Below are 23,170 nucleotides of genomic sequence, written 5' to 3'. Positions count from 1 at the left end.
TAACCAATCAAGACGTAGAGGAACCATAGATATATTTGTCGCAAAATCAGAAGGGGGAATCTCGCTTATGCGCTTCAAGTTTCTGCCGAGAGAAATCAGAAAGTATGTTCAAATGTCTCCCAGACAACGGAAATACGAAATAAGCATGTCATTATGGCATGTCCCGTTTTTTTATATTATCGGAGCTATGATTGTTGCGACTGTGACAATATGGCTTGATATGTATTTTGACCTTCCATCCCAAACCACTTTTTTTATTTTTGATTATCAAGCAACCCGCTCTTTAGTCACTACCCTTATAAGCAGTGTCCTGCTCTTAAGCGCTTTTACGCTTAATATTTTGCTGGTAGTGCTGACAACATTCAGCAGCCAGTTTTCACCTCGCATGCTGCAGAATTTTATTGCGGACAGACAGACACAGCATTACGTAGGCATGTTCAATGGCAGCTTCATCTATGTTTTGCTGACGTTTTTATTTATCAGCAATTTTCAAAACAATGATTTTGTCTTGGTGCCCATTATAACGGTTCTGTTGGCTTTCATAAATGCTATTATCTTCCTTTTCTTTATCAATCATGCAATTTATTGGATGCAAACACATAACGTAACTTCTAATATGAAAACGATGTCTGAAGAAATTATTCGGAATACATTGAACAACGACATGGAAAACTTAAAAACAGGGCAATCAGGTGATTTAAAAGAAACTTTCCAGGAAACTGCAAAAGTAGTGAACGTACCTTCCGCCGGCTATCTTCAGCTCGTTGATTTTCAAGAGTTGGTTAACAAGGCACAGAAAAACAATGTAATTATTGAGCTTCACGAAAAAGTTGGAAGTTTTATGCTGAACAATAACCCTTTGTTTTCCTATTGGGGAGAAGGAACAGCAGAAGTAGACGAAGAGGTATATAAGGAGCTTTTTTTATTTGGCAATAAAGAATTAGAAATACAGGACAACGATTCGGCGATGAGCAAACTTGCAGAAGTGGCAATAAAAGCCATAAATGATGGGGATCCGCGTTCTGCCATCAATGCCATTTACCAATTGGCCAATTTAATGCAAACCATTGATGAATACATGACATTCACTCCGTATCTTGCTGATCCTGAGGGGCAAGTTCGAGTAGTTACCCAGCCACAACTTTTTGCAGATTCCCTGTACCGGGGGTTTGGAATGATACGGCATTACGCCAAAGACGATCTGCCGATCATTACAGAAATCATCTCTTCTTTACGGATGCTTGCAACATCGTCACATCCGAAACGCCATCCAGACATCTGGAGTTTTGCAGAAAACACGATCACCAATGTGTCACAGGACATTATATATGATATTGACCGCAATTTATTACTGGAAAAAATTTATCAGCTTGCAAAGATTACAGGCAATGAAAAAGAGTATGGTCAAATGGAGAAAGTAATAGAGAGGAAAGACGGCTGACATTGAACATTCATTACTTAACCCCAAAGGAATCCCGACCGGTAACCAGAGGGGAACAAGGACAGTAGTTTCTAATATGTTAGCCATGCCATTTTCTGCTTCACCCAGGCTGACCATAAAATGTTCAGGTGCTGCCACTGCCCTACTTTGGCCTTGGAGAATTTTTCTATCAACATAATAGGCTGTTTCGGTTCGTCAAGTAAAATCACTTGATAGAAGGTGGGAATTTCATGGAATTTTAATAAAAAGAGAGAAAAGTGTTTTAAGTGTAAGAACCGTGGTAAACACTTAGTGTAAGCCAATATGATTTGAGGAGGAATTTAACATGGCAAATCAAAACAATAATGGCAAAATGAGCAGGGAAGAAGCCGGCCGCAAAGGCGGAGAAGCTACTTCGAAAAATCACGACAAAGAATTTTACGAAGAAATCGGTGAAAAAGGCGGAGAAAACAGCCACAGTGGCGGCAACAATTCCGGAGATGGCAAGATGAGCAAGGAAGAAGCCGGCCGCAAAGGCGGAAAAAACAGTAATGGTGGAAATTCTTAAGTTACAAGTTACAGAAGCAGGAGAAAGCGCTTTCTGAACTGAATCCCAAATGGCAGACACTTTAAAAAGTGATCCATTTGGGGTTTTTTCTGTTTTCAGACCCCGGTATACCTTTATTATCAGGGCGAATTCAATGAGGAAGTTATCAGGCAGCAGAGATTCCAGCCAGCCGATTTAAGAATGGCTGTCAGGAAGCAAGGGTTTGTATCCTTCCATCAAATTGATGCACTCATACTGGAAGGCGACGGGACAATATCTGCCGTGAAAAAAGGAGATGATACTTCGCCCCAATCCGTAAGCAACGTCACATGGACAAAAAAATCAGGTGAAGCTGATGAATGAGAAGGAAGTCAATTGGGCATATGTCATATCCTCATTTCCATCAGGAACTTGTGCAGGAGAAAGACTTTATGAGTTAATTCTCATAAGGTCTTTTTCTATTTTTTCAAGGTGACAATGATCCGAAGTAATCGAAACAACATTGGAGGAGTTTTGAGTGGGACAATATAAATTAGTAAGTGGTTATCGCAATGATGAAAGTTTGAAGGGCAGCTTTAATGCTTTGGCCATGAAAACGTTTGGCCTGGATTTTCGTGGCTGGTATAACAGGGGGTATTGGGATGACAACTATATACCGTATTCATTCGTGGATGAAGGCAAGATTATCGCAAATGCTTCGGTCTTTAAAATGTCGGTAATTATTCAGGGGATTGCATACAACGGAATTCAGATTGGCACCGTCATGACCGACGTGGCTTATCGCAATCAAGGCCTCTCTAAGCAATTAATGGAACAAATTATGAAGGAACACGAAAACGCCTGTGATTTTATGTATCTTTTTGCAAATGACACGGTATTGGATTTTTATCCGCGCTTTGGTTTTACCCGTCTGAATGAAAGTGAATTTTTTCTGGAAGTGGAAAAAAGCTCGATTCAAAGGAATGAGGAGACAGAAGTGGAGCGGCTTACCATTGAAAATGACCTTGCCCTACTTGAAAGGTATGCAAAAGATCGGTATGTGAACTCAACGGTTTTGGATGTGAAACACAGTGAAAGCTTGTTGATGTTTTATTTCACATTGGTGTTCCCAAACAGCATCTTCTATCTGGAAGAGTTGGAAACGGTGGTGCTGATGGCAGAAGAGAGTGGAACCTTGCATATTTACGATATCATTTCGTTAAAGGCACCCGATATCGAAGGTTTATTGGCCTCCATTTTGGAGGAGACAACGGAAAAAGCCGTCTTCCATTTCACACCAGACTTTGCAATCGAAGGGATGGAAGCAACAGTCACACCAAATGATGCAGATGCGCTATTCGTCTTGATGAAAAAGCCATTGCTGGAAGGGAACTTTAAGTTTCCGTTAACATCGCATTGCTGATTTCCGAGGAATACACGGCACATTAAAAGAACTCATATAATCCTTTCACAAAATAATCATAATCCTGGTCATTGATGATTTTTTCGCTGTACCCTTCAAAGAATATTTGTTTGTCTGATTCCTTTTCAAATGCATTCGGTTTAGGGCGTACAGCTATCGACACATCACACCGGGGGTCTCCAAGTGATCCACCACCCCAATCAATGATTCCAGTAACTTTGCCATGATGGACCAAAACATTGTCGATCGTAAAATCCCCGTGGATGAGCGTCTGGTTGAATTCCGCGGGTTTGTTATTCTGTAGCTGTTTTAACAATGCTGCATTGCCATCTACAGTGGAAGTCTTCAGGTTAAATTCTGCTTGATCCAGCATTTCATCAAGCCAGGGTCTTTGGTAAGTTATTTCGGTTGGACAAGAAGTTGAATGGATTTGAGCGAGGGATTTTCCGAAGTTAAAGATCATTTCCCGTCTTTTCTCTTCGATCTCTTCATTGAATAAAGCCGCTCTCAATGGCTGTCCCTCCATCACCTCAAATAACACCCACGATTGGTTAGTGTTTTCTTGTTCAACGAATAGATGAACTTTTGGAACAGAGAGTTGTGTTGCGGCCAAATGATTCAATACGGATACTTCTCTGTTCAGGGAAGTATTATTTAAATTTCCCCGAGTTCTTTTTAATGCATAAAAGCCGCTTTGACTTTCGATTATTCCTACGTTCGAGGTATAGCCTTGCCGCGGAAACGTAATGGATTTGATCGTGCCGGCATAGTCTTTTATTTCAGTTGGTATCTCACTTATTTGGATTGGCTGCAATTTGATACACCTCTGGAAGTTGGAATGGGTTACTCTTTGTATATTCTTTCAATTAGAACCATTCAAAGGAGTGGAGGAAGGGTCCCAAACGCTAATCATTTTTCATTATACGTGAAATTTATAGGAAATAAGGGGAAGAATCAGAAGTCGGATGAGTGAAGTGATCCAACGAAAAGAAAAGAGAATTTTACAATTAGTTAGTCGATTAAGGTATAATATGGGGAAACTAGAATAGTTTCCAGGAGGTTTTATATTGGAGGCAAAGCCGCTAAAAATTTCCTATGCATTTATTATACTTTTGGTTCTTAATTGGATTTTATTCTTGTCTGGTTTCTATACCATATTTACTCATGAAGTAGGAGATCTCTTGTGGGAAGTTGCCTGGGTAGGAGTGTGCTTAATGGGGGCAATTGTGGGCGTAATGGAGCTATGGAATAACAAGCTGGTCGGAATATTAATCTTTATTATAACTATGTTTACGACAGGGTTTGTGTTGCTTTCATTTTTTATAGGCAGTATGTAAGAATTTTACGCGGTATGAGGTGATGACAATGGATAGAGTTTTATTTGTTTTTGGCATACTAATTTTTTTCTTCAGTTTCATGTTTTTTGTGATGAACTTTATCGGCGAATATGACGGTATAACTATGATGCTTTCTATATTTGGAATGCTGAATGCAAGCATAGCCATAGGTGTTTCAGAGATATTGAGCAGGACTAAAAACTTAACATAGTTGACCTTGAAAGGTCTGAATTCACAAATTAACCAGTAACTCACGTGGCCGTATTGCTTTATCGTTGTTTGGAAAATTAGGAGGGATATTATTTCTAAAAAGAAATGGATGATCGGCATATTAATCGTTGGATTGCTCATTCTTGCGTTTCAGCTTTTCACTTCGGTTAAGGAGCAAAGCCAAATAGAGAATGATACTCTTTCTTATCTGGAAAATGAAGGCTATGAAGAGACGGATATAGAAGAACTGTACATTGTGGAGATTCTTGAAGTAGATGAAAATGAGGAAGTTTCACACACAGGAAAATACGAGGCAGTTGTTCATTTTAAAGACGAACCGAATATTGCTTACTTTTATCGATATGAAGAAGACACGAATGAAATTGTGCAAAGGGACAGGCTGGACGAAGGAACAAATTGAAAGGCAGATGTTTCATATCCCTATTGGAACTGGCAATATAATGTTATTTATTTTTATCGTGGTTGTTATTGCAATCATTTGGTATTCATTTAAGAAAAATAAAAATCGTAAATTAAATTAGGAGAGGGCCAAGCTCCAAAAGTGATTGACTATGAAATCGAGGCAATTACCGGTGGAACATCAGGAACGGGACATGACCTTGATGGAGAACAGCTTGTTCAGATGGGAGAACTTCAAAATCTTGAAATTTACCGGGAAGATCAGGAAGTAGAGATAAGCATCGATTGGGATGGCCAATCCGAGTCTTTCATTGCCTCCCCGAATGAATAAATGGTGAAGGCAATTGTACGAGCGATAAGGACAAACAGAGGAGGAGACTATTCTGAAGAAGTTTATCTATTATTTCATCTGGACATTGGCGATTGGGGTTATCGTATATTTTGGAATGCGGCTACAGGAGCAATTGGCTGCAAATTCACAAATGACATACAACCTTTTCCCGCTGCAAGCATATATCGCTCTATTTCCAGTAGCTATCGGCCTGCTGATGCGCATACCAAAATTTATCCTGCAATTGAAAAGCAGCAGGTCTTTGTCTTTTGACTGGATTCTTTTCACTGCTGTTGGGCTGCCAACGTTATATGTTGTAGTGATGACGTTCCTGCCTTTTTCTCCATTAGGTGCAGGTTGGCTTCGTATACCTGAAATTATTTCCATTGGTGGAGTGACCGTTCCTACCATCGCCGGATTGGTTTTTGGGTATGTGCTGTTAGGCAGTTTCAAAGTTAGAAATGCTGAAGATTCTTAAGGATGATTTAATGGGGTTTTCTTACTTAAAGGATTTAAGTGAGAGGCTATCAAATTTACTGTGATCTATTATGCAAGGGAGAGATGATGCTGAGAACAGCCTCATCTCTCCTTTTTGTCTCTAAAAGTGCAATTTTACTAACGGTTAAGTTAGTAAAAAACAGGCTGGAAGCTCGAGGTTTATTTATTCGGAATTTCAGTCTTTAAAATGAAGCGACAAGGTATTTATGATATGGTAAATATATGGAATAAATTAACCGTAGTAGAACAAAGATGCTGAAAGATGATCGGAGGGGAAACATGCCAACTTGTCAAAACTGCAATAATCAATGGAGTTGGAAACAGACAGTCAAAAAGATGTTTACACTGGACACGGCAATGGTTTGCCCTTATTGCGGAAAAACCCAATATTATACTGATCCATCGAAAAAAAGAAATGGACTATTGGTCTTTCTTGCACCGTTAGTTATGCTTTTTGGACTTTTATTTGATATACCGCCCCACATCACCTTAGGGATTTTAGTCATGACTTTTTTCTTCTCCATAGCCGTTTCTCCATTTTTAATAAAAATTACGAACAAGAAGGAACCGCCTCTTTGGTAGTCGGTAGTTATGGAAGAATAAGGGGTTAAAGAAATTTAAGCTGGAGGTTAGTACCCAACTAAGTAAAGAAGAGGGGATAATCTTGAAAAGAAATTCATTTAAATATCCATTGATCATAGGAGTAACATTTTTGGTATTATCAATTTTACTGTTTGTCTTTATAGATTCGCCTCAGCCATACTTTGCAGGTCTGGTAATCGCCTTTTTTGCTTTTGAGCTTACATTTTTATATCGCTTCAGTAAACAGAATAAAAATGCAAAAGGGAATCAACTCTAAACTTCCAATTGCCTTCAGATAATTATGTTGCTCCCTGGCAGGAAATTTATTAAGCAAGACATTATTAATTTGAGGAGGGGATTTTGTGGAAAAGCTTCATGCATGGCAGCCTGTCACTTTTATCAAGGGAAGAAACAACGGTGATTTAGGCTTTATGAACGTTTCAGGGCGAATCGATCACTTTAAAATTTCTTTTACAGACCTAATGAACTCCACCATTGATGTGATATACGATCAAACAGACGGCCTTATAGGTTATTCAGTATGGTCTTATCGCTATTCAACTGAATACGGCAGGTTCGATCTGCTCAGCAAAGAGATGGATAGGAGCGGAATACAGGACCCGAATGCATTGTATTTCTATAAAGTGACGAATTCGGATTATATCAAATGGTTCGATATGAACCCTTTAATCAATGGCCAAACTAACCCTGAACTTGAACATCATTTGTATTTGAATGGAAACGACATCATAGAGGTCCTGTCAGAATATGAACCAAGGTTCGTTAAACGTTAATTCAACATAATTGTGCTGCTCCCTGGGAACGAATTCAATTAGAGGTTTCAATTTTAAAAAGGATGGGAGAAATTTTGAATATCAGATATCAAAAATTCGAAGAACAGCCTAATTCAGAAATAATTGAGAGTATTGCAAAGGTACATAAAGAAATTTTTGGTGGAACGGATCAGTGGTTGGAGAAGCTGAAAAGTAAACAGAAGGTATTAGTTAATATTGCATTAAAGGATTCAGAAGTGATCGGATTTAAGATTGGTTATGCCCTTGATGAAATAACTTTCTATAGTTGGCTCGGGGGAGTAAGTTCTCAATATCGAAATTATGGGGTCGCTTCAGAATTGATGAAGCAACAGCATACTGATTTAAAAGAAATGGGCTATGAAGTAGTTCAAACTAAGACCATGAATAAATGGCGGAATATGCTCCTTATGAATATCAGAGATGGTTTTGATATTGTTGGTACTAAAATAGATGAAAGAGGAGAACTGAAAATAATTCTTGAAAAGAAATTAATTTGATTTTTGTTGTACCAAAGATCAAATTAATTTACATTAATTTTTAAAGGTAAGTTATTCAATACATATAAAAAGCTAAAAAGGAAGAATGGTGAATCCACGTTGGAAACAGGATTGTGGGGAACGGGAAATTTGTTGGGAATTTTATCGACGCTTTTAATTATTGTCAGCATTTATTTTACTTTTACATTTTTTGAACACTTGAAAAGTGGAGATGATCGTTTAAGAAAGCAAAGCAAAACAGCTGCACTTATCTGTATCGCAATCGCTTTATTGATTCCAGCCTTTTACAACATGTATATTAACTATGAAATGATGAGGTAAAAATCGACGCTTTAGCAGTTGGAATTGAATGCAACTTATTGGCAATTAAGTTGCATTCAAAACTCGTTTATTGTGGTTAATCGGGGGATTATGAATTTTGCTCTTTTCTGTTACCGCCACTGAAATAGTCAATAATTTTGTATCCAACCCCTACAAATAAAGCAATCATAAGATTCTCGATCCAATTAACTGACCCGTGTCTAATGAGATTTGAAATTGAAAAAATTAAGAACACACCCAATGGTATAATAATCAACCTGGACTTTATTAATACATTCATGTTATACCTCCTCACATAAAATCGTCTATAGTTACTATACCAATTAATTTCCAATAAAGTTTCATGATTTTTCTAAAGCGATAATTTTGAAAGAGAGGTCCTGCAGCATCAGGTTTACGTTTACAAAAGCAAACTGCTGCATGAAGCTGTCGGCGGAGAGGACTCCGATACACAAGCTTTTTCCGTCCGGCTCACTGGGAATGTGGAAGATCGTTTTAGTTTGGCTGAAATTAAGACGGAACTGCTGGATGAGGATGAATAGATTTGGCGTATGATAAGATGCCTTTGAGATAGCCTGCTGTTTGCCAATATTAAAGTATGAGGAGAGAAGATGCTGATCAATGCATTCTTTTCTCCTTTTATTTTGGAGACGGTTTATAAATAACCTAAATAAAAGTATTTTCATAATTCATGATATTTGATAAGGTAATTGGAAGAGTTTGTATATTAGCATGAGACGAAACTCAAATCTTCACAACATAAAATAAGGGGTGTCCGATGGAAAAGACGAGTAGTTACACTTATTTTGCCATTAAAAGTAACGGTACGAGTGATAGTGGATTCGTGGCATTTGAAAAAGGGATTTTTAATCCGGAAGACATTACACGCGTTCTGGAAATTCAACCTTTCAGAAGCTGGGCCTATGGCGATAAAAGGATAGATGGATCTGAATACCATTTCTCAAACTGGAGTGCTGAAGAATCTGATATAGGCAGACTGGATGTGGAAGCACAGTGCAGGGGCACCATCAAGAACCTCAAAAATAAAATTCCGCAACTGAAAGGGATAAAGGAACAATATGACGTGAGTTTTGTCCTCACGATTGTTCCGAGTATTCATGGAGAAGAACAACCTTATATGTCGTTTAATGAAGAAGTAATTGAGTTTTGTTATTTAACAGGAACAACCATCTCAGTGGATATGTATATTTATCAGCTGGAGAATAAAAGCGATGAATGGCTGTGATGATGAATTATATATTTTATGAACGGAACTTCATTGCGCTTCTTGCAACGAATGGCATATGAAAAAAAAAAGGGAGTGCGAGTAATGCCTTTTCGCAATGCGGTAATGTTCATCGGGGCATTTGTGATGCTTGTTTTGGCAACACTTATCAGCTGGTACGAAGGAGGACAATTGCGCGACAATCCCTGGGAATGGAAGCATACGGCGGTATTCTCGAACTGGATCAATAACGGATTTACGAATTCAGAGAACTTGTTAGTGATTGACCATTTTGTCTATGCAGCCAAATTTGAACCCCTTTTTCCCTTGTTAATGGCCAGTTCATTTCTGTGGATGGTTTTTCAGTTGGCATTTTGGGTGTTCAGGGGACGCAGAGCTGCCTGCAATAGCTTTCTCGTGCTTATGGCAATCGGATCGTTCGTCATGTGCAGTCTTCTCATGGATTCTCCAACGACTGGGTTTAAGTTGTTTTCGGTTTTCTTTGGTGTGGTGGGTCTTGCCTCCATTTTGGGGATTTTCCGTTTTGAGTTTCGAAAAGGACGCATGTTTAAAGCTGTATAAGTTAATTTTACTAATTGGCTATTTTCAGGGGGCTCTTTGAGTGTTGATGGAACTGACCAAAAAATTATCTTCAGATTAATGGGGAATAAAATTTCAGTAAAAAGAAAGAAGGCAAAGGCATGAAAATAGAACAGATCACAACAAAAAAAAGTCAGCTCAATAGTACCGTTATTCGACGCATACAGACAATTTTATAATCAACCAGGAAATGCGGAAGCGGCACAACAGTTTTTGGAAGAAAGAGTTTCAAAGGAAGAATCCGTTATTTTTATGGCGAAGGTGGACGGGGAAGCAGCCGGGTTTGTGCAGCTTTATCCAACATTCTCCTCGATTGCTTTACAAAGAGCTTTTATTTTAAATGATTTGTATGTGGATGAAAAATTCCGCAAGCAAGGCATCGGAAGAAGTTTACTGGATAAGTGCTACGCCTATTGTGTGGAAGGAAATGCCCGTTTCATTACACTTGAGACTGCTAAAGACAATCACCAGGCTCAAAAATTGTACGAACAGATGGGTATGCAACAAGATGAAATGCTTCATTACTCTAAGTATTGGGGTTGAATGATAAGAGTGGTCTGTCGGAAATCCTCTTATAAAGTCCAATTTAAAACCCGGCAACCTTTGAGTAAAGGTTGCCGGGTTTATTTAATAAAGTCACCATTCATCAAATAATTTCAAGTGAAACTGACCATCACTTATTTCAACGTACTGCTTTTTCGCGTCAGCAAAAATGCGGTGATCCAGGAGGCGATCGGGATGACGAGGGCAATGCCGATGCCGGCGCAAAGTATTGTGATCATTTCGGCAGTAAAGACTTTGGAGTTGACGATGTCGCCGAGCGAATAGGACAGGTCCTTGAACCAGATCAACAAGCCAAGATAACTGCCGAAAAAAGCGAAAAATAAGGTGTTGGTGCTTGTTCCCAGAAGATCCCGGCCAATGGAGAAGCCTGCGCGTACCAGTTCACGACGGCTGATGCCGGGGTTATGGAAGTGGACTTCGCGCATCGGCGACGTAATCGAAATGGCGATATCTATGATTGCACCAATTGTACTGATGATGATGACCACAGCTGCAAGCTCGATAAAGCTAATGCCGATATAAAGCGAGAACAGGCTGAGTTCATCGACCTCTTCTTCGCCGAAGCCATTGATCATCGTCAAGTCGGTCATGATGAAGATGAAGAACAACAGCACAATCATCGTGATGACGGTCGAAACAAAGGCTGCAATCGTAGTGCTGTTGATGCCGTTGATGAAAAACAGATTGACGCAGCTGATGACGACGCAAGCGATGATGACCCAGAAGATGGGGTTTTGATCAGGGTTGGCCATCATGAAAACCGTAAACAGCAGCACCAGAAAATTGATGAACAGGCTGAGGAATGAAACGGCCCCTTTTTTTCCGCCAATCATCACCATGGCCATACATAACATGATGGCTAAAACGATCAGGACATTCATTGGGCCACCTTCTTTCTCTTAATGAAGAAAATGGCGGTATAAATGCCGATCGGGATAGTCAGGACTATTCCGAGTCCACCGGCGAGCGCACGGGCAATTTCAAGGGACAGGTTAATCGAAAAAGTAAACGGCCAGTCTGCCCCGTTCGCCAAATACAACAGCAGCATCGGAATCGAACCGCTGATATAAACGAAGAACAGGATATTCGCCATCGTGCCCATAATATCTTTCCCGATATCACTGCCGGACTTCTTCATTGCTTGAATGGAGATGTTCGGATTTTTTTCGTAAAGTGTAAAGATGGACGCCGACATCGTAATACCGACGTCCATCACCGCTCCGAGAGAGCCGATGAAGAGCCCCGCCATGAAAACGACTTCATACGGCCTTGAAAGAAATTGCATCTCTTCGTAGTTCAAGCCATTGCCGCCGGATGTCCAGATCGCAAAAGAAGCCAGCAGCAGAGCTGTGAAAACGCCGAGAATTGTCGAAACAATCGCCGCATATGTTTTTTCATTGAAGCCGTTCACAAGGAGCAGCGAAGTGACGGTGAATAACAGAACGCTGACACCCGCAATAAACAGTAGACCGATGTTTTCCGTCCGGATGTAAACTTCCAAAGCATATGCCAGGATAACCGCATTGAGCGCCAAACTGACAATCGAGTAAAACCCTTGCTTTTTCCCGATGATGAGCAGCACAAAGATAAAAATCCAGGTCATCGCAAGTATGTATTTATCCCGTTTTACATTATCAACTGTGCCGGTGAGTGCAGTACCTTCTTCAGATGCCCCTGCAATAACGACGAACAAATCCTGGCCGACCCGGTATTCGTGGTCATTGGCCCCGGACATGGAATACTCATTTTCAAATTTGATCGATTCGCCTTTATACTCGCCGTTCCGCATTTCACCCTCGAGCTGCTGGGTATATAAAGCATCTTCGTTGCCATGCATATCACTTAGTTCGCGGGTCTCCGTGATTTCAGCTTCAGTGATTGTCACAATCGGCTGATCGTAGAAACCGTAATTGGTATTGATGAAAAACATAGAGCCGATAAAACTGATCAACAGCACAGCGAACAAGAAGAGCTGGACCGGTGATATACTTTTTATAAATCCCTTCAAAATGATATCCTCCATTTCACCCGTCCTTTAAAACTTTCAGAACCCAAGTTTCAAGGAAGCTGGATGCACTTTCTCCGTTGATTGTAACAGAAATCGCCAAGGCTCTCCCGAATCCTTATTATTCATAAGATTTTCTAATCTAATGGGTAAATGGAGTTGAATTCGTTACTTTCCTTAAAAGTATATTTCGAATAAGAAAAAGCCTTTCACTGCTGAAAGGCTTTACAAGTTGAATATACACTTAGGCCCTGCTTTTTAATGGAAGAGTCCGGCAAAAGTGATAGTTTCTTTTAATTCTCAATATCAAATTTGTCACTATAGATTTTCCGAAAGGCAGCTGAGTGATCATAGAACCCGGAAAACCGCTCATAGAATCCAATGACCGCTCATAGAACCCAGGAAACCGCTCATAGAAACCCAGCAATCAACAAATGCTCTTTTTCTGGTCGGATTTAGTTATTTTGTTTCTTGAAAGTGACTTAAAAGTATATGCTTTTAGAGAAAGCAATCTGAGATATGGAGCAAAACAGCGAAGTGTTGGCCGAAGGTAGTTCGGCCGACGCTTTGCGACGAAGCAGCGCAGCGATGCAGGAGCAGACTTAAAATCGTGCTCCTGCAGTGCTGCGCACTTCGTCGCAAAGACAGTATCCGAGCAGGACACGCCTACTGTCTTCGAAGCTGTTTTCCGGAATATCGGTTTTCATCTCAATCCTGCAGAAGAGCGAGGGACGGCATATGACTGAAACCTGGAGGTACCTTCCAGCCAAAAAGGAAGTTATACTGAAAATAAGTTCCAAGCAATAATATCTGCACCGGTAAATAAAGCTGTAAGGCGAGGGATAAAATGTCAAACATCGAAGAACATCAGGCAAATGAAAAAAAGAACGGACAAAAATCACCGAAAAGCAAAAAAGGACTGCTCTGGAAAATACCGCTTGGCTTATTGCTGCTGGTGGTTTTATTGGCAATGGCAATTCTTCTTTTTACGGTGCTGTATCCGACATTTGGAAGCAGTCCAAGCAATGAACAGCAAGCGCTCTTTGAGACATTTGAAAATTACGAGGACGGGAAATTTATCAATTTGCCGATGGGGAAACCGGAAATCGACATAAATGTCCTTGCGGCACCCGAGAATTCGGATTCAGAGGATAAGGAGATGAATCCGGGTGATCAATTGCCGGTCGTTGATATCGACTGGGATAATATCGGAGCGGAAGAAGACAGCCTGACCTGGCTCGGCCATTCGACTTTCATCATGAGCCTTGATAATAATAAAATCCTGATTGATCCGATGCTGGGGCCGGTCGCTTCACCGGTTTCGTTTATTGGACCGAAACGTTACGGGGGAGATCTGCTGCATCTGGTGGATGAGATGCCGGAAATCGATGCTGTATTTATTACCCATGACCATTATGATCATCTGGATTATGAGTCCATCAAAAAGTTGGACGGCAAGGTCGCGCATTACTTTGTCCCTTACGGAGTAGGCAGCCATTTGACCGGGTGGGGCGTTGCGGAAGATAAGATTACGGAAATGAACTGGTGGGATGAAAAAGAATATCAGGGATTGACCGTGGCCCTGGTGCCTGCCAAACACTTCTCCGGCAGAGGAATTTTGAACCGGAGTTCAACGCTATGGGGCGGTTGGGTGCTCGCCGGTGAAGAAACGCGTTTCTACATAAGCGGCGACAGCGGATACGATAAGCATTTCAAGGAAATCGGCAATAAATACGGACCTTTTGATATCGCGCTGATCGAAGGCGGGCAGTATGATGAACGCTGGCCCGAGTCCCACATGATTCCGGAAGAATCCGTTCAGGCGAGTATTGATGTGCAAGCCGAGCAAATGATGCTCATTCACTGGGCTGGCTTTACGCTGGCGCGCCACAGCTGGACGGAACCGATAGAACGGGCGTTGGTGGCGACAGAGGAAAATGACGTGGATCTCTTTGCTCCGCGGATTGGAGAGACGGTTCCGCTGGACGGGGACGTGCCATTCCCTGTTTCAACTTGGTGGAGATGATAGGAGGGAGAGCTGGGGACCTATCCTGCTCCATCCCCTTTTTCGGTTTATGCCCAACTTTGATCCGAATATGCCCAACTTTTTCTGGTTTATGCCCAACTTAGGTCCAAATATGCCCAACTTTCACTGAAATATGCCCAACTTCCAAAACCCACACAAACAGAGTCACCAACATGCGATCTGCAGTCCCACACCGAACCCCATATTGAAAAAATCTTCGCATCCGCCAATATTTCCCAAATGTGGTTTGAGTTAGAGGTTTTTCGGTTTTCGTCAAAGCCCGAAGAAAAGCATGTTCCAGCTGACAAATGAATATAAAAAATACCATGAACAAGGGGTTCATGGTACATCAAATCTATTTGGATTCTTGTTTTTTATTCAATGGGTCTGAAATCTGTTCTGCCGCAAAGTTATATACACTGTAAGCATCGCGGCCCATTTTTTTCGCTTCATACAGAGCCAGGTCGGCGAACTTTATGAGCTGTCTTTCATTCGTTGAATGATCGGGATATAGGGAAATGCCAATCCCCACACCTATTTTGATATCAACACCATTGCAGCTTAGCGGTTTTTCATACGATTTCAGAATTTGTTTTGCCATATTTTCGGCTGTCTCCAATGATTCAATCTCCGGCAGCACAACACCCATTTCATCACCGCCCAAACGCGCGGCCGTTCCCAGTGGATGAACACAGTCAACAAGGCGTGCAGCCATTTCCTGAATTACCCCGTCTCCCGCATCGTGGCCATAAAGATCGTTGATTTGCTTGAATTTATGTCCGTCGAGCATCAAAATGGCCACTTTCTTGCCGGAAGCATCCGCTTGATGGATGGCCTTTTGGAGTTCATTATCAAAAGTGCGGCGATTTGGTATGCCGGTTAAATGGTCGTAAAACGCCATTTTTGCAATTTCCTCCTGAAGCCGTCTTCGCTCTGTAATATCTCTGGATACCGTAAACACTTGCTTTACTTTTCCTTTTTCAAGGACTGGAGTAGGTGAAACTTCCATCCAGATGTAATGGCCCTTTTTATGCAAAAATCGAATTTCTACCGCGGCAGGCTTTCCTCCGTCAAGTAAGGAAGAAACGCTTTCTGTTAATATAGCCGCATCTTCCGGATGAACATTTGTCATAAATGAGGTGCCAATGCAAGTGTCGGCGGGATAACCGGAAATAGTGTCATAGGCAGGGGATACATATTCAATCAGCCCATCGAGATTGATCATCGTAACGATATCAAATGTGCTTTCTGTTATGATTTTGTATTTCTCCTGGCTTTTTTGCAATTCCTTTTCGGCCATTTTAAGTTCGGTCACATTTTTATAAATGATGGTGGCACCGATGATTTCTTTGTCTGCATTTCGTACAGGTGAATAGGAAGAAATAATGTTGAGCGGTGTTCCCGATTTTGTCATACGGATGGTGTCATGGGAATTGACCGTCTCCCCGTTAAGGATTTTTTCCACGATATTGAATTGATCGGATTTCATATGTTGTGGAATGATGGTGCCTTTGCCGGTGACCATTTCTTCTTCCGTAAACCCGAAAGTTTCTTCAAAAGCAGGATTCATCTTCAGAATGTCGCCTTTTGTATCTATGTAAAAAATTGGGTCAGTAGAGTTGCCCCAGAAGACTTCCAGTTCTTTCTTTGCTTCGGTCAAGGCTTTTTGAGCCCGGTTTATTTCAGTAATATCAGTTACAATGCCATGAATTCCAACCAACTCGTTGTTTACGATGATAGGAATATTCATCGTTTGAAGTTCCATCAGCCGGCTGTTTTTATGACGGAAAGTCAGTTGGTATTGTTCAGGGTGTTTTTCATCAATTGCTTTGTAAAAGTGATGCAGTACTTTTTCTGTATCTTCCGGCAGGATAATAGACAGAAATAATTCGGCTGCCAGTTCTTCTAATGTATAGCCTGTAATTTGTTCTGTTCCGGCGTTGATGCTGACCAAGTTGCCGTTCCGTTCAAAAGTCAGTATGCCATGGGGATGGTTATCGAATAATGATTTATATCGCTGTTCGCTTTCCTGCAAAAGACGTTCCGTTTTTTTCTGTTCGGTAATCCCTTTGGCGATGACGTAGACCCCGATCACTTTTTCTTCGACAATGATGGGGATTGTATTCATTTGAAACGTGTCAATTTGTCGTTCTTTGGTATAGATGTTCGCCTCGAAATCCAGGGATTGCCCTGTTAAGGATTGATCAAAGTTCGCGAGAGTCTCTTCCAGACTGCTGTCGGCCACTAAAGATAAAATGGATTTGCCGATCAGCTCTTCTTCACTAAAACCGATATAGTCAGTGACCATTTTATTGAGGTTGACAAAATTCTTTTGTTCGTCAAATTCGAAAACTGCATTGCCATTGTATTCCACCAGGGAATTCAATCTTTTTCGCTCGATTTCGATGTCTCTCTGCGTCTTATGAAGGTTCTGTTTTTTCAGCTCTCTTTCCGTGACGTCTCTAACAATAGCCAATATATACAGGCACTCGCCATCTTCTGCCATTATCGGATTCAACACGGTTTCTCCAATGAATTCCGTATTGTCAGTTTTAGTAATATCGGTAAACTCGAAAGGTTGATGAGTGGACTGTACTTTCCGGTAATACTCATTAAATTGACGGCTTTTCTTTGGGGAAAGAACGTCTTCAATTCGGCGGCCAACCAGCTCCTGTTGCTTCAAAATGGTTAAGGCTGCTGGATTCGTGTAGATATATCGGAAAGAATCATGATCTTTTTCCATCAAAAAAACCGGATCTTGGATCAAATCTAAAAGCGCTGTGGATGCTAAGATATCCGGGCTTAATTTTTCGGCAAAGTCCTTCATTAATAAATCTCCTTTCAGCAAATAAAGATAACCATTTTTTAAGCTTGAACATTGCTTTTGTGGACTGGCCAATTAAACGTTTTATTCCATTTAATTTCTTTTAATAAGATAAGTTATTATTTTCCATGTATTCCAAGTTTAACACTTTTCGAAAGAATTCTCTCAATTCCATCAAATAAATTATGAAGACTGGTGACAATGGGGAAACTGCTTTCGAAAAACGTTAAAAAGAAAAGCCAAAAGCTGTGGCCCTTGGCTTTCTTTATAAGAAAAAGTGGAGAAGCTTGGCTATAAGGATTCCTTTTTGAACAAATCGGCATCTTTTCTTCTGTTTTTATTCCAGATCAAACCTGTCACCACCAGAAACACAAGGGCCAAACTGTACTGATAGCTGGGCGGGAGGGTATGCATGACGCCGTAAACAACGGCCACTTCAATGAAGACGGCGGGAATTTTACCGAGGGTGCTGGCAATCATGAACAGGGGTCCGGAAATAGGGGTTAAAGCAGCGCCGGCTGTCACCAACCCTGACGGTACGAAAGGGATGAGGCGGAGCCCGATGACTGCCCAAAAGACTTGGCTTGCCGAAGGTTTTTGAAGGTACATCCAAAAAGGCTTTTTCAGCCACTGGGGATTGATTTTTGAGAATCCGTACCGGTATAGATAGAAACCGGCAATGGCACCGAAGATTTCCCCCGACAAGGAAAGCACCGTTCCGAGCGTGGCCCCGAAAGTATTGATATTGAGTGCGGTCAGCAATACGCTGGGGAAAAACCCCAGTGCACCCAGCCCCATATTCAACAGCAGCAGCAAAAGGAAATCGATAATTGGAATTTGAGTAAGTATAGTAGGATCCGCCTCCTGCAGAATTTTCGCATAAGTTTAGTGGAAAGCAGTGATAATCATTCTATTATACAAGCTGTCGGCACTGCGCGGGCATTTAAAAGTGGAATAGTTATTACCATTTTTTGACCATTCCATATGAAAAGCAAAGTCAGATGAGATTTGTTGGAAGAAAGATGGATAATCCAAAATCAGGCAAAAAAAGGCCGGAAATCTCCGGCCCTTCGGTCTCAATGCTGATGCTGAATTGATTTGTGTTTCATGTAATACGCAGCGGCAAAAATCACCAGTGGCGGCACGATGCTCAACGTGAACCACATGCTCCCGCTGCCATCGAAAGCGATGAGGCCCATAGGCAAAAGAAGTGCAGCGCCACTCCACGCGAGCGCTTTCCACGAACGTTTCCATAATCCGTAGAAGAGCAAGATGACCGAGGCGATGACCAGCGACCAGAGCAGGATACCCATAAGGAATAAGCCCACGGTTTGTTCCTCCCAAACTATATTTTTGTGTCTGTTGCTTATTATTTTATACCCATCTTGATTTTTTTCCAATCCATTGGTTTATTGATTTTCAGTGATTAATAAGAGGGGAGTCGGGAGTTTTTTCTATTTCTGAACGCCCCCTTCCACTAACCGCCGACTTCGCGAATTGGCTATTGTAGAGGTCAGCATAAAAGCCGTTGCCGTCGAGCAATTCGGTTTGTCTTTATTGTTCAGGCAGTTATTTTAGGGTCTTTGTATTTCACTATGGAATCGACGCATGCCGGGATTGTATCTCTCATGTTGATGGCCGTGATGATCTATGCCATGAAAGTGACCATCCAATTGTCTTTGATAAACTTGGCGACGGTCCATTTCCCGACGGCATTGCGCTCGGAGCCACACGTAGTGGATATGTCGTCGCTGACAGCCTCCTCCAGCTTTCATGGGTTGGCACATTATGCGCGCCGATTGCATCCGGTCTGGCATTTGCCGGTTACAGCTTGGGTTCGAAAGAAAGCGTTGAGGGAAAGGCAGCGTAGGAAGGATCTGGATTATAGAACAGAAGACCGGAGTTCGTTGACTTTGCAATAAAAAGAAACAGGAAGATGCCGAAAAAAATTTCGAAATGGGCACTATCGGGTTCTGAACGGCAACGAACTATTCTTCATCAAAGCGTTGGTGAATGACCAGAGTCTCCGACCGGAATAATTCTATAAAACACAGAAGCCACTTCAATTGAAACTGAGGTGGCTTCTGCTTTTATACTTGATTTCAAGAATGAGCTTTGATATCAGATGCTAACGCTCATAGTTTCTGCGGTGACCATGCTGATGAAGTACTCGGTGATCCGGTGGTCGTCGGTCAGCTCGGGATGAAAAGAGCAGCCAAGAAATTGCCCGGAGCGCGCCATAACAATTCTGCCATCGTATTCACACAAGATTTCAGTATTTGGTCCGACGCTGACAATATGAGGTGCGCGGATAAAGACGGCATTGAATGGAGTGTCCAAACCATTTAAAGTCAAGTCTGCTTCAAAGCTGTCGATTTGGCGGCCAAATGAATTGCGTTCCACTTTAACATCCATGACGCCGAGATGCGGTTCATCGTATCCGACGACTTCCTTAGCAAGCAGAATCAGCCCGGCACAAGTGCCAAACATTGGCTTACCGGAAGCCGCGAAGTCGCGCAGCGGTTCCATGAAACCGTATCGATCAATCAGGCGCCGCATCGTTGTGCTTTCGCCTCCGGGCAGAATGAGCGCGTCCAAACCTGATAAATCCGCAGGTCTTTTTACAGAAACCGCTTCAGCCCCACTCGCTTTAATGGAACGGGAATGTTCGCGTACAGCTCCTTGCAGCGCAAGGACTCCTATTTTTTTCATCGTTACCAGCCTCGCTCCTGCATGCGTTCGCCGGCAGCAATTGTAGAAATTTCGATGCCATGCATGGCAATGCCAAGATTCTTGGACAATTCCGCGATCAATTTGTAATCCTGGTAATGGGTTGTCGCTTCGACAATGGCGCGCGCAAATTTTTCCGGGTTGTCGGATTTGAAGATGCCGGATCCGACAAACACGCCGTCAGCTCCCAGTTCCATCATCAAAGCGGCATCCGATGGCGTTGCGATGCCACCTGCGGCGAAATTGACGACCGGTAGACGGCCCAGTGATTTCACTTCACGCAGGAATTCATAAGAAGCGCCCAAATTGCGTGCTTCTGTCATCAATTCATCTTCACTCATATGAACCACTCGCAGCACTTCCGCGTTGACCTGGCGCAAATGGCGCACCGCTTCCACGATATTCCCGGTGCCCGGCTCGCCTTTAGTGCGGAGCATCGAAGCTCCTTCGCCGATCCGGCGGGCTGCTTCACCCAAATTCCGGCAACCGCAAACAAATGGCACGGTATAGGTGTTTTTCAATAGATGAAATTCTTCATCAGCGGGTGTCAAAACTTCGCTTTCATCGATATAATCGACGCCCATCGCTTCGAGTACGCGTGCTTCCACGATATGCCCGATGCGTGCTTTTGCCATAACGGGAATGGAAACGGCCTTCATAACTTCTTCGGTTATGCGGGGATCAGCCATACGCGCGACGCCGCCATCTTTGCGGATATCTGAAGGGACGCGTTCTAATGCCATAACCGCAGTAGCTCCTGCCGCTTCGGCAATGCGAGCCTGTTCTGCATTGACCACGTCCATAATCACGCCGCCTTTTTGCATTTCAGCCATTCCTCTTTTTACCCGTTCTGTGCCCTGTTGATTCATATTGAGTTCCTCCTAAAGGTTTAATACCTTCAGTGTAAATGAAGTTGACCACATGAAAAGAGTCAGATTTGATTTTATTTAAGGGTCAGTTTTATATGGAAGAATGCTAAAGGGCTTTATCAAATAAAAAGAAACCCAACATCTCCTGTTTACACAGATTTGCCGGGTTTCTGGATTTCTTGTCAATCGTTCGCTTTGATTGTGTCGGGGTTTAGTTTTACATAAGATTTCTGCTCCAATTTAGGCCCCAATTGGAACAGCAGCACACCACCGCTGATCAGCAGCACGCCAACTAACGACTGCCAGGTAAAAGGAACCTGCTCCAGCCCGAACCAGCCAAGCGTATCCCACATCAGGCCAAAGAAAATCTGGGAGACCATGACGAGGGAGATGGCCCGGCTTGGTCCGAGAATCTGAACGCCTTGTGTGACACAAGCGACGACGCCTACACCTACGATGCCGCTGAACCAGAACCAGGATTCCGCCTGGAAGCTGAACAGCCCAGTTCCTTCGAAAATAAGGCCAGCCGCAAGCGAAGCGGCAAAACCGAGCAGCAGGACAAGCGCAGTGGTGGTCCAGACGCTGACCCGTTTTTTTACGTTTGCGTTAAAGGTGTTTTGAATGGAGACAAACGCGCCGCCGATAATTGCCAAAAAAATGCCGAAAGCCATTGGTTTTCCTCCTATTCGTAAATATTTTGCCCAGCTTGCTCCAAAAGGGCGGCACGGTCAAGCAAGGTGATTTTACCGCGCTTCTTCACAATCCATCCCGCTCCTTCGAATTGCTGCAGGACGCGGTTCAAATGCCGGTAGCTGGTGCCTATCAAATCCGCCATATCAATTAGTGAAGTGGACTCGAGCATCTGTTGGGTGGGTGTCATTGAAAGCAGGTAACTTGCTACACGGACATCGACTGTATAAAGAAGGTTAAAGTTCATCGCACGCGTCTTGGTTTCGAATTTTTCTGTGATGGTGTGGAGCAAAAACTGCAGCCACGGTGCATGGTCAGCCATATTTTGGCGCAGCCCGCTGTATGGAACCCCGATCACCACGATGTCTGTCACGGCCTCCACTGTATTGATGAAATGGCAATCCCGCACATACTCAACATCGCCAATAATGTCGAACGGAGACTTGAATGCCAGAATAAGGCGTTTTCCTTCCGGAGACAACATGGATATCTTCAATTTTCCTTCGACAAGAAAATACATCTTATGTGCCTCATCATCTTGTGAAAACAAGCGTTCACCACTTGCGTAGTGCGCGATGTACATCTCTTCCCGTACTCGGTCCGGGAACAAATCTGAAAGTCCATACTTTTGAAGATACTCCGCGATGCGCTGGTCCATTTTTATTCCTCCTTACAATTTCAAAACAATGACGCCAACAATCATCATCAGGACGCCGACAATTTGGGTCCGGCCGATTCTCTTTTGGGACATATCAAACCAGCCTCTGCCATCAATGGCAATTGCCAGGACCAGCTGCGCAATCAGGAAAATAGCAATGGTCAGCGTGACGCCCATTATATGGACTGCGGTCATATTAGTGAAAAGCACAATAGCTGCCAGCATGCCGCCGGATGCGTATAGAGGAGACACTTCTGTCAGTTGGCGGTAAGACCGGTCTCTGAGGATCAGCACAATAAGAATCGCCAGCACAAAGCCGGTCAGCTGGGTCATTGCGGCAGCCTGCCACGAGCCGATCCCTTCGCTGATTGTGGCATTTGCGACACTCTGGAATGTCAGGAAAAAGCCGCCGGCCAAGGCAAATGAAATCCCTTTCATAAAAATCCACGCACCTTTCTATACTCTCAATTTACAGGGGAAGAACAGGCGCAAAAAGGACACATGTCCTATCCGTCATTTCGTACAAGAGGGAAATTGGCAAGTTAAATAAATAAGGAGGACGGTACTAACTGAAAGTTTTCCTTTTCTATTTTAGTATT

General features: G+C 42.5%; 29 protein-coding genes. 18 read left to right on the top strand and 11 right to left on the bottom strand.

Features of this window, described 5'->3' with window-relative positions; translation table 11 throughout:
- Nucleotides 1-67 precede the first annotated feature (67 nt).
- From ACFQ1X_RS14560 to ACFQ1X_RS14545, 4 genes are all read left to right on the top strand, one after another.
- Nucleotides 68-1,441, top strand: coding sequence for a DUF2254 domain-containing protein (locus tag ACFQ1X_RS14560; protein ID WP_144838608.1), 1,374 nt, complete (start codon nucleotides 68-70; stop codon nucleotides 1,439-1,441).
- Nucleotides 1,442-1,766: 325 nt separating this feature from the next.
- Nucleotides 1,767-1,988 (top strand): KGG domain-containing protein, encoded by a 222-nt coding sequence (locus ACFQ1X_RS14555; RefSeq protein WP_144838606.1) that lies wholly within the window; start codon nucleotides 1,767-1,769, stop codon nucleotides 1,986-1,988.
- A 75-nt stretch (nucleotides 1,989-2,063) separates the two neighbouring features.
- Nucleotides 2,064-2,330 (top strand): YetF domain-containing protein, encoded by a 267-nt coding sequence (locus ACFQ1X_RS14550; RefSeq protein ID WP_144838665.1) that lies wholly within the window; start codon nucleotides 2,064-2,066, stop codon nucleotides 2,328-2,330.
- 154 nt (nucleotides 2,331-2,484) lie between these two features.
- Nucleotides 2,485-3,369: a GNAT family N-acetyltransferase gene (locus ACFQ1X_RS14545; RefSeq protein WP_144838604.1), complete on the top strand. Its 885-nt coding sequence runs from the start codon at nucleotides 2,485-2,487 to the stop codon at nucleotides 3,367-3,369.
- A 22-nt stretch (nucleotides 3,370-3,391) separates the two neighbouring features.
- Here the strand turns inward: ACFQ1X_RS14545 and ACFQ1X_RS14540 are convergent, their stop codons facing one another.
- The gene (locus ACFQ1X_RS14540; RefSeq protein ID WP_144838602.1) at nucleotides 3,392-4,183 is read right to left on the bottom strand and encodes a phosphotransferase family protein; all 792 of its coding nucleotides are present in this window, start codon (nucleotides 4,181-4,183) and stop codon (nucleotides 3,392-3,394) included.
- A 253-nt stretch (nucleotides 4,184-4,436) separates the two neighbouring features.
- On the opposite strand from ACFQ1X_RS14540, the gene ACFQ1X_RS14535 reads away from it, so the two are divergent.
- The 12 genes from ACFQ1X_RS14535 (at nucleotide 4,437) to ACFQ1X_RS14480 (ending at nucleotide 10,748) form a co-directional block, all read left to right on the top strand.
- Nucleotides 4,437-4,706 carry a hypothetical protein gene (locus ACFQ1X_RS14535; RefSeq protein ID WP_144838600.1) on the top strand — a complete coding sequence of 90 codons (270 nt, stop codon included), beginning with the start codon at nucleotides 4,437-4,439 and terminating at the stop codon, nucleotides 4,704-4,706.
- A gap of 319 nt (nucleotides 4,707-5,025) precedes the next feature.
- Nucleotides 5,026-5,337: a DUF3139 domain-containing protein gene (locus tag ACFQ1X_RS14530; protein WP_144838596.1), complete on the top strand. Its 312-nt coding sequence runs from the start codon at nucleotides 5,026-5,028 to the stop codon at nucleotides 5,335-5,337.
- A gap of 141 nt (nucleotides 5,338-5,478) precedes the next feature.
- The gene (locus ACFQ1X_RS14525) at nucleotides 5,479-5,667 is read left to right on the top strand and encodes a hypothetical protein (RefSeq protein ID WP_144838594.1); all 189 of its coding nucleotides are present in this window, start codon (nucleotides 5,479-5,481) and stop codon (nucleotides 5,665-5,667) included.
- A gap of 133 nt (nucleotides 5,668-5,800) precedes the next feature.
- Entirely contained in the window at nucleotides 5,801-6,145 is a 345-nt protein-coding gene (locus tag ACFQ1X_RS14520; protein ID WP_379083162.1) for a hypothetical protein, read from the top strand.
- A 299-nt stretch (nucleotides 6,146-6,444) separates the two neighbouring features.
- The gene (locus ACFQ1X_RS14515; RefSeq protein ID WP_379083159.1) at nucleotides 6,445-6,747 is read left to right on the top strand and encodes a TIGR04104 family putative zinc finger protein; all 303 of its coding nucleotides are present in this window, start codon (nucleotides 6,445-6,447) and stop codon (nucleotides 6,745-6,747) included.
- Between the two features lie 82 nt (nucleotides 6,748-6,829).
- A complete protein-coding gene (locus tag ACFQ1X_RS14510) occupies nucleotides 6,830-7,024 on the top strand; it encodes a hypothetical protein (protein ID WP_144838588.1) in 195 nt (64 codons plus the stop codon).
- Between the two features lie 85 nt (nucleotides 7,025-7,109).
- Entirely contained in the window at nucleotides 7,110-7,541 is a 432-nt protein-coding gene (locus ACFQ1X_RS14505) for a hypothetical protein (protein ID WP_144838587.1), read from the top strand.
- A 74-nt stretch (nucleotides 7,542-7,615) separates the two neighbouring features.
- Nucleotides 7,616-8,059 carry a GNAT family N-acetyltransferase gene (locus ACFQ1X_RS14500; RefSeq protein WP_379083155.1) on the top strand — a complete coding sequence of 148 codons (444 nt, stop codon included), beginning with the start codon at nucleotides 7,616-7,618 and terminating at the stop codon, nucleotides 8,057-8,059.
- A gap of 99 nt (nucleotides 8,060-8,158) precedes the next feature.
- Nucleotides 8,159-8,380 carry a hypothetical protein gene (locus ACFQ1X_RS14495; RefSeq protein WP_379083152.1) on the top strand — a complete coding sequence of 74 codons (222 nt, stop codon included), beginning with the start codon at nucleotides 8,159-8,161 and terminating at the stop codon, nucleotides 8,378-8,380.
- A 778-nt stretch (nucleotides 8,381-9,158) separates the two neighbouring features.
- Entirely contained in the window at nucleotides 9,159-9,626 is a 468-nt protein-coding gene (locus ACFQ1X_RS14490) for a DUF4279 domain-containing protein (RefSeq protein WP_144838585.1), read from the top strand.
- A gap of 84 nt (nucleotides 9,627-9,710) precedes the next feature.
- On the top strand, nucleotides 9,711-10,187 hold the full coding sequence (locus ACFQ1X_RS14485) for a DUF4306 domain-containing protein (RefSeq protein WP_379083149.1): 477 nt from the start codon (nucleotides 9,711-9,713) through the stop codon (nucleotides 10,185-10,187).
- 159 nt (nucleotides 10,188-10,346) lie between these two features.
- Complete coding sequence (locus tag ACFQ1X_RS14480) at nucleotides 10,347-10,748, top strand: GNAT family N-acetyltransferase (protein WP_144838581.1); 402 nt, start codon at nucleotides 10,347-10,349, stop codon at nucleotides 10,746-10,748.
- A gap of 134 nt (nucleotides 10,749-10,882) precedes the next feature.
- Here ACFQ1X_RS14480 and ACFQ1X_RS14475 read toward each other — a convergent pair whose 3' ends face one another.
- Nucleotides 10,883-11,650 (bottom strand): YibE/F family protein, encoded by a 768-nt coding sequence (locus ACFQ1X_RS14475; protein ID WP_144838579.1) that lies wholly within the window; start codon nucleotides 11,648-11,650, stop codon nucleotides 10,883-10,885.
- Nucleotides 11,647-12,777, bottom strand: coding sequence for a YibE/F family protein (locus ACFQ1X_RS14470; protein WP_379083146.1), 1,131 nt, complete (start codon nucleotides 12,775-12,777; stop codon nucleotides 11,647-11,649). Before ACFQ1X_RS14470 ends, ACFQ1X_RS14475 begins: the two co-directional genes overlap by 4 nt.
- Before the next feature lie 967 nt (nucleotides 12,778-13,744).
- Between ACFQ1X_RS14470 and ACFQ1X_RS14465 the strand changes: the two genes are divergently transcribed.
- A complete protein-coding gene (locus ACFQ1X_RS14465; protein WP_379083199.1) occupies nucleotides 13,745-14,800 on the top strand; it encodes an MBL fold metallo-hydrolase in 1,056 nt (351 codons plus the stop codon).
- A gap of 355 nt (nucleotides 14,801-15,155) precedes the next feature.
- Here ACFQ1X_RS14465 and ACFQ1X_RS14460 read toward each other — a convergent pair whose 3' ends face one another.
- From ACFQ1X_RS14460 to ACFQ1X_RS14450, 3 genes are all read right to left on the bottom strand, one after another.
- Nucleotides 15,156-17,627 (bottom strand): PAS domain S-box protein, encoded by a 2,472-nt coding sequence (locus tag ACFQ1X_RS14460; RefSeq protein WP_144838573.1) that lies wholly within the window; start codon nucleotides 17,625-17,627, stop codon nucleotides 15,156-15,158.
- A gap of 288 nt (nucleotides 17,628-17,915) precedes the next feature.
- A complete protein-coding gene (locus ACFQ1X_RS14455) occupies nucleotides 17,916-18,422 on the bottom strand; it encodes a TVP38/TMEM64 family protein (protein WP_379083143.1) in 507 nt (168 codons plus the stop codon).
- Nucleotides 18,423-18,700: 278 nt separating this feature from the next.
- The gene (locus tag ACFQ1X_RS14450; RefSeq protein ID WP_144838571.1) at nucleotides 18,701-18,952 is read right to left on the bottom strand and encodes a hypothetical protein; all 252 of its coding nucleotides are present in this window, start codon (nucleotides 18,950-18,952) and stop codon (nucleotides 18,701-18,703) included.
- Nucleotides 18,953-19,252: 300 nt separating this feature from the next.
- Between ACFQ1X_RS14450 and ACFQ1X_RS14445 the strand changes: the two genes are divergently transcribed.
- Nucleotides 19,253-19,546 carry a hypothetical protein gene (locus ACFQ1X_RS14445; protein WP_144838569.1) on the top strand — a complete coding sequence of 98 codons (294 nt, stop codon included), beginning with the start codon at nucleotides 19,253-19,255 and terminating at the stop codon, nucleotides 19,544-19,546.
- Nucleotides 19,547-19,745: 199 nt separating this feature from the next.
- Here the strand turns inward: ACFQ1X_RS14445 and pdxT are convergent, their stop codons facing one another.
- The 5 genes from pdxT to ACFQ1X_RS14420 all read right to left on the bottom strand — a co-directional run bounded on the left by pdxT (nucleotide 19,746) and on the right by ACFQ1X_RS14420 (nucleotide 23,009).
- Entirely contained in the window at nucleotides 19,746-20,336 is a 591-nt protein-coding gene (gene pdxT / locus ACFQ1X_RS14440) for a pyridoxal 5'-phosphate synthase glutaminase subunit PdxT (protein ID WP_144838567.1), read from the bottom strand.
- Between the two features lie 2 nt (nucleotides 20,337-20,338).
- The gene (pdxS, locus tag ACFQ1X_RS14435) at nucleotides 20,339-21,223 is read right to left on the bottom strand and encodes a pyridoxal 5'-phosphate synthase lyase subunit PdxS (RefSeq protein WP_144838565.1); all 885 of its coding nucleotides are present in this window, start codon (nucleotides 21,221-21,223) and stop codon (nucleotides 20,339-20,341) included.
- A 182-nt stretch (nucleotides 21,224-21,405) separates the two neighbouring features.
- A complete protein-coding gene (locus ACFQ1X_RS14430; protein WP_144838563.1) occupies nucleotides 21,406-21,894 on the bottom strand; it encodes a DMT family transporter in 489 nt (162 codons plus the stop codon).
- An 11-nt stretch (nucleotides 21,895-21,905) separates the two neighbouring features.
- Entirely contained in the window at nucleotides 21,906-22,571 is a 666-nt protein-coding gene (locus tag ACFQ1X_RS14425) for a Crp/Fnr family transcriptional regulator (RefSeq protein ID WP_144838561.1), read from the bottom strand.
- Nucleotides 22,572-22,583: 12 nt separating this feature from the next.
- On the bottom strand, nucleotides 22,584-23,009 hold the full coding sequence (locus ACFQ1X_RS14420) for a DMT family transporter (RefSeq protein WP_144838559.1): 426 nt from the start codon (nucleotides 23,007-23,009) through the stop codon (nucleotides 22,584-22,586).
- Between the last annotated feature and the right edge of the window lie 161 nt (nucleotides 23,010-23,170).

Source organism: Metaplanococcus flavidus, from assembly GCF_042675885.1.
Classification (GTDB): domain Bacteria; phylum Bacillota; class Bacilli; order Bacillales_A; family Planococcaceae; genus Planococcus; species Planococcus flavidus.
Note: the sequence above shows the minus strand (reverse complement) of the source record. Positions and strands in the feature narration are given on the sequence as shown.

What these genes read in the sequence shown, in the direction of transcription:
- ACFQ1X_RS14425 (WP_144838561.1), bottom strand. Translation starts at nt 22,571, where the DNA reads ATGGACCAGCGCATCGCGGAGTATCTTCAAAAGTATGGACTTTCAGAT.
- pdxT (WP_144838567.1), bottom strand. Translation starts at nt 20,336, where the DNA reads ATGAAAAAAATAGGAGTCCTTGCGCTGCAAGGAGCTGTACGCGAACAT.
- ACFQ1X_RS14530 (WP_144838596.1), top strand. Translation starts at nt 5,026, where the DNA reads ATGATCGGCATATTAATCGTTGGATTGCTCATTCTTGCGTTTCAGCTT.
- ACFQ1X_RS14490 (WP_144838585.1), top strand. Translation starts at nt 9,159, where the DNA reads ATGGAAAAGACGAGTAGTTACACTTATTTTGCCATTAAAAGTAACGGT.
- ACFQ1X_RS14420 (WP_144838559.1), bottom strand. Translation starts at nt 23,009, where the DNA reads ATGAAAGGGATTTCATTTGCCTTGGCCGGCGGCTTTTTCCTGACATTC.
- ACFQ1X_RS14465 (WP_379083199.1), top strand. Translation starts at nt 13,745, where the DNA reads ATGGCAATTCTTCTTTTTACGGTGCTGTATCCGACATTTGGAAGCAGT.
- ACFQ1X_RS14485 (WP_379083149.1), top strand. Translation starts at nt 9,711, where the DNA reads ATGCCTTTTCGCAATGCGGTAATGTTCATCGGGGCATTTGTGATGCTT.
- ACFQ1X_RS14555 (WP_144838606.1), top strand. Translation starts at nt 1,767, where the DNA reads ATGGCAAATCAAAACAATAATGGCAAAATGAGCAGGGAAGAAGCCGGC.
- ACFQ1X_RS14430 (WP_144838563.1), bottom strand. Translation starts at nt 21,894, where the DNA reads ATGGCTTTCGGCATTTTTTTGGCAATTATCGGCGGCGCGTTTGTCTCC.
- ACFQ1X_RS14455 (WP_379083143.1), bottom strand. Translation starts at nt 18,422, where the DNA reads ATGGGGCTGGGTGCACTGGGGTTTTTCCCCAGCGTATTGCTGACCGCA.
- ACFQ1X_RS14460 (WP_144838573.1), bottom strand. Translation starts at nt 17,627, where the DNA reads ATGAAGGACTTTGCCGAAAAATTAAGCCCGGATATCTTAGCATCCACA.
- ACFQ1X_RS14445 (WP_144838569.1), top strand. Translation starts at nt 19,253, where the DNA reads ATGTTGATGGCCGTGATGATCTATGCCATGAAAGTGACCATCCAATTG.
- ACFQ1X_RS14560 (WP_144838608.1), top strand. Translation starts at nt 68, where the DNA reads ATGCGCTTCAAGTTTCTGCCGAGAGAAATCAGAAAGTATGTTCAAATG.
- pdxS (WP_144838565.1), bottom strand. Translation starts at nt 21,223, where the DNA reads ATGAATCAACAGGGCACAGAACGGGTAAAAAGAGGAATGGCTGAAATG.
- ACFQ1X_RS14475 (WP_144838579.1), bottom strand. Translation starts at nt 11,650, where the DNA reads ATGAATGTCCTGATCGTTTTAGCCATCATGTTATGTATGGCCATGGTG.
- ACFQ1X_RS14515 (WP_379083159.1), top strand. Translation starts at nt 6,445, where the DNA reads ATGCCAACTTGTCAAAACTGCAATAATCAATGGAGTTGGAAACAGACA.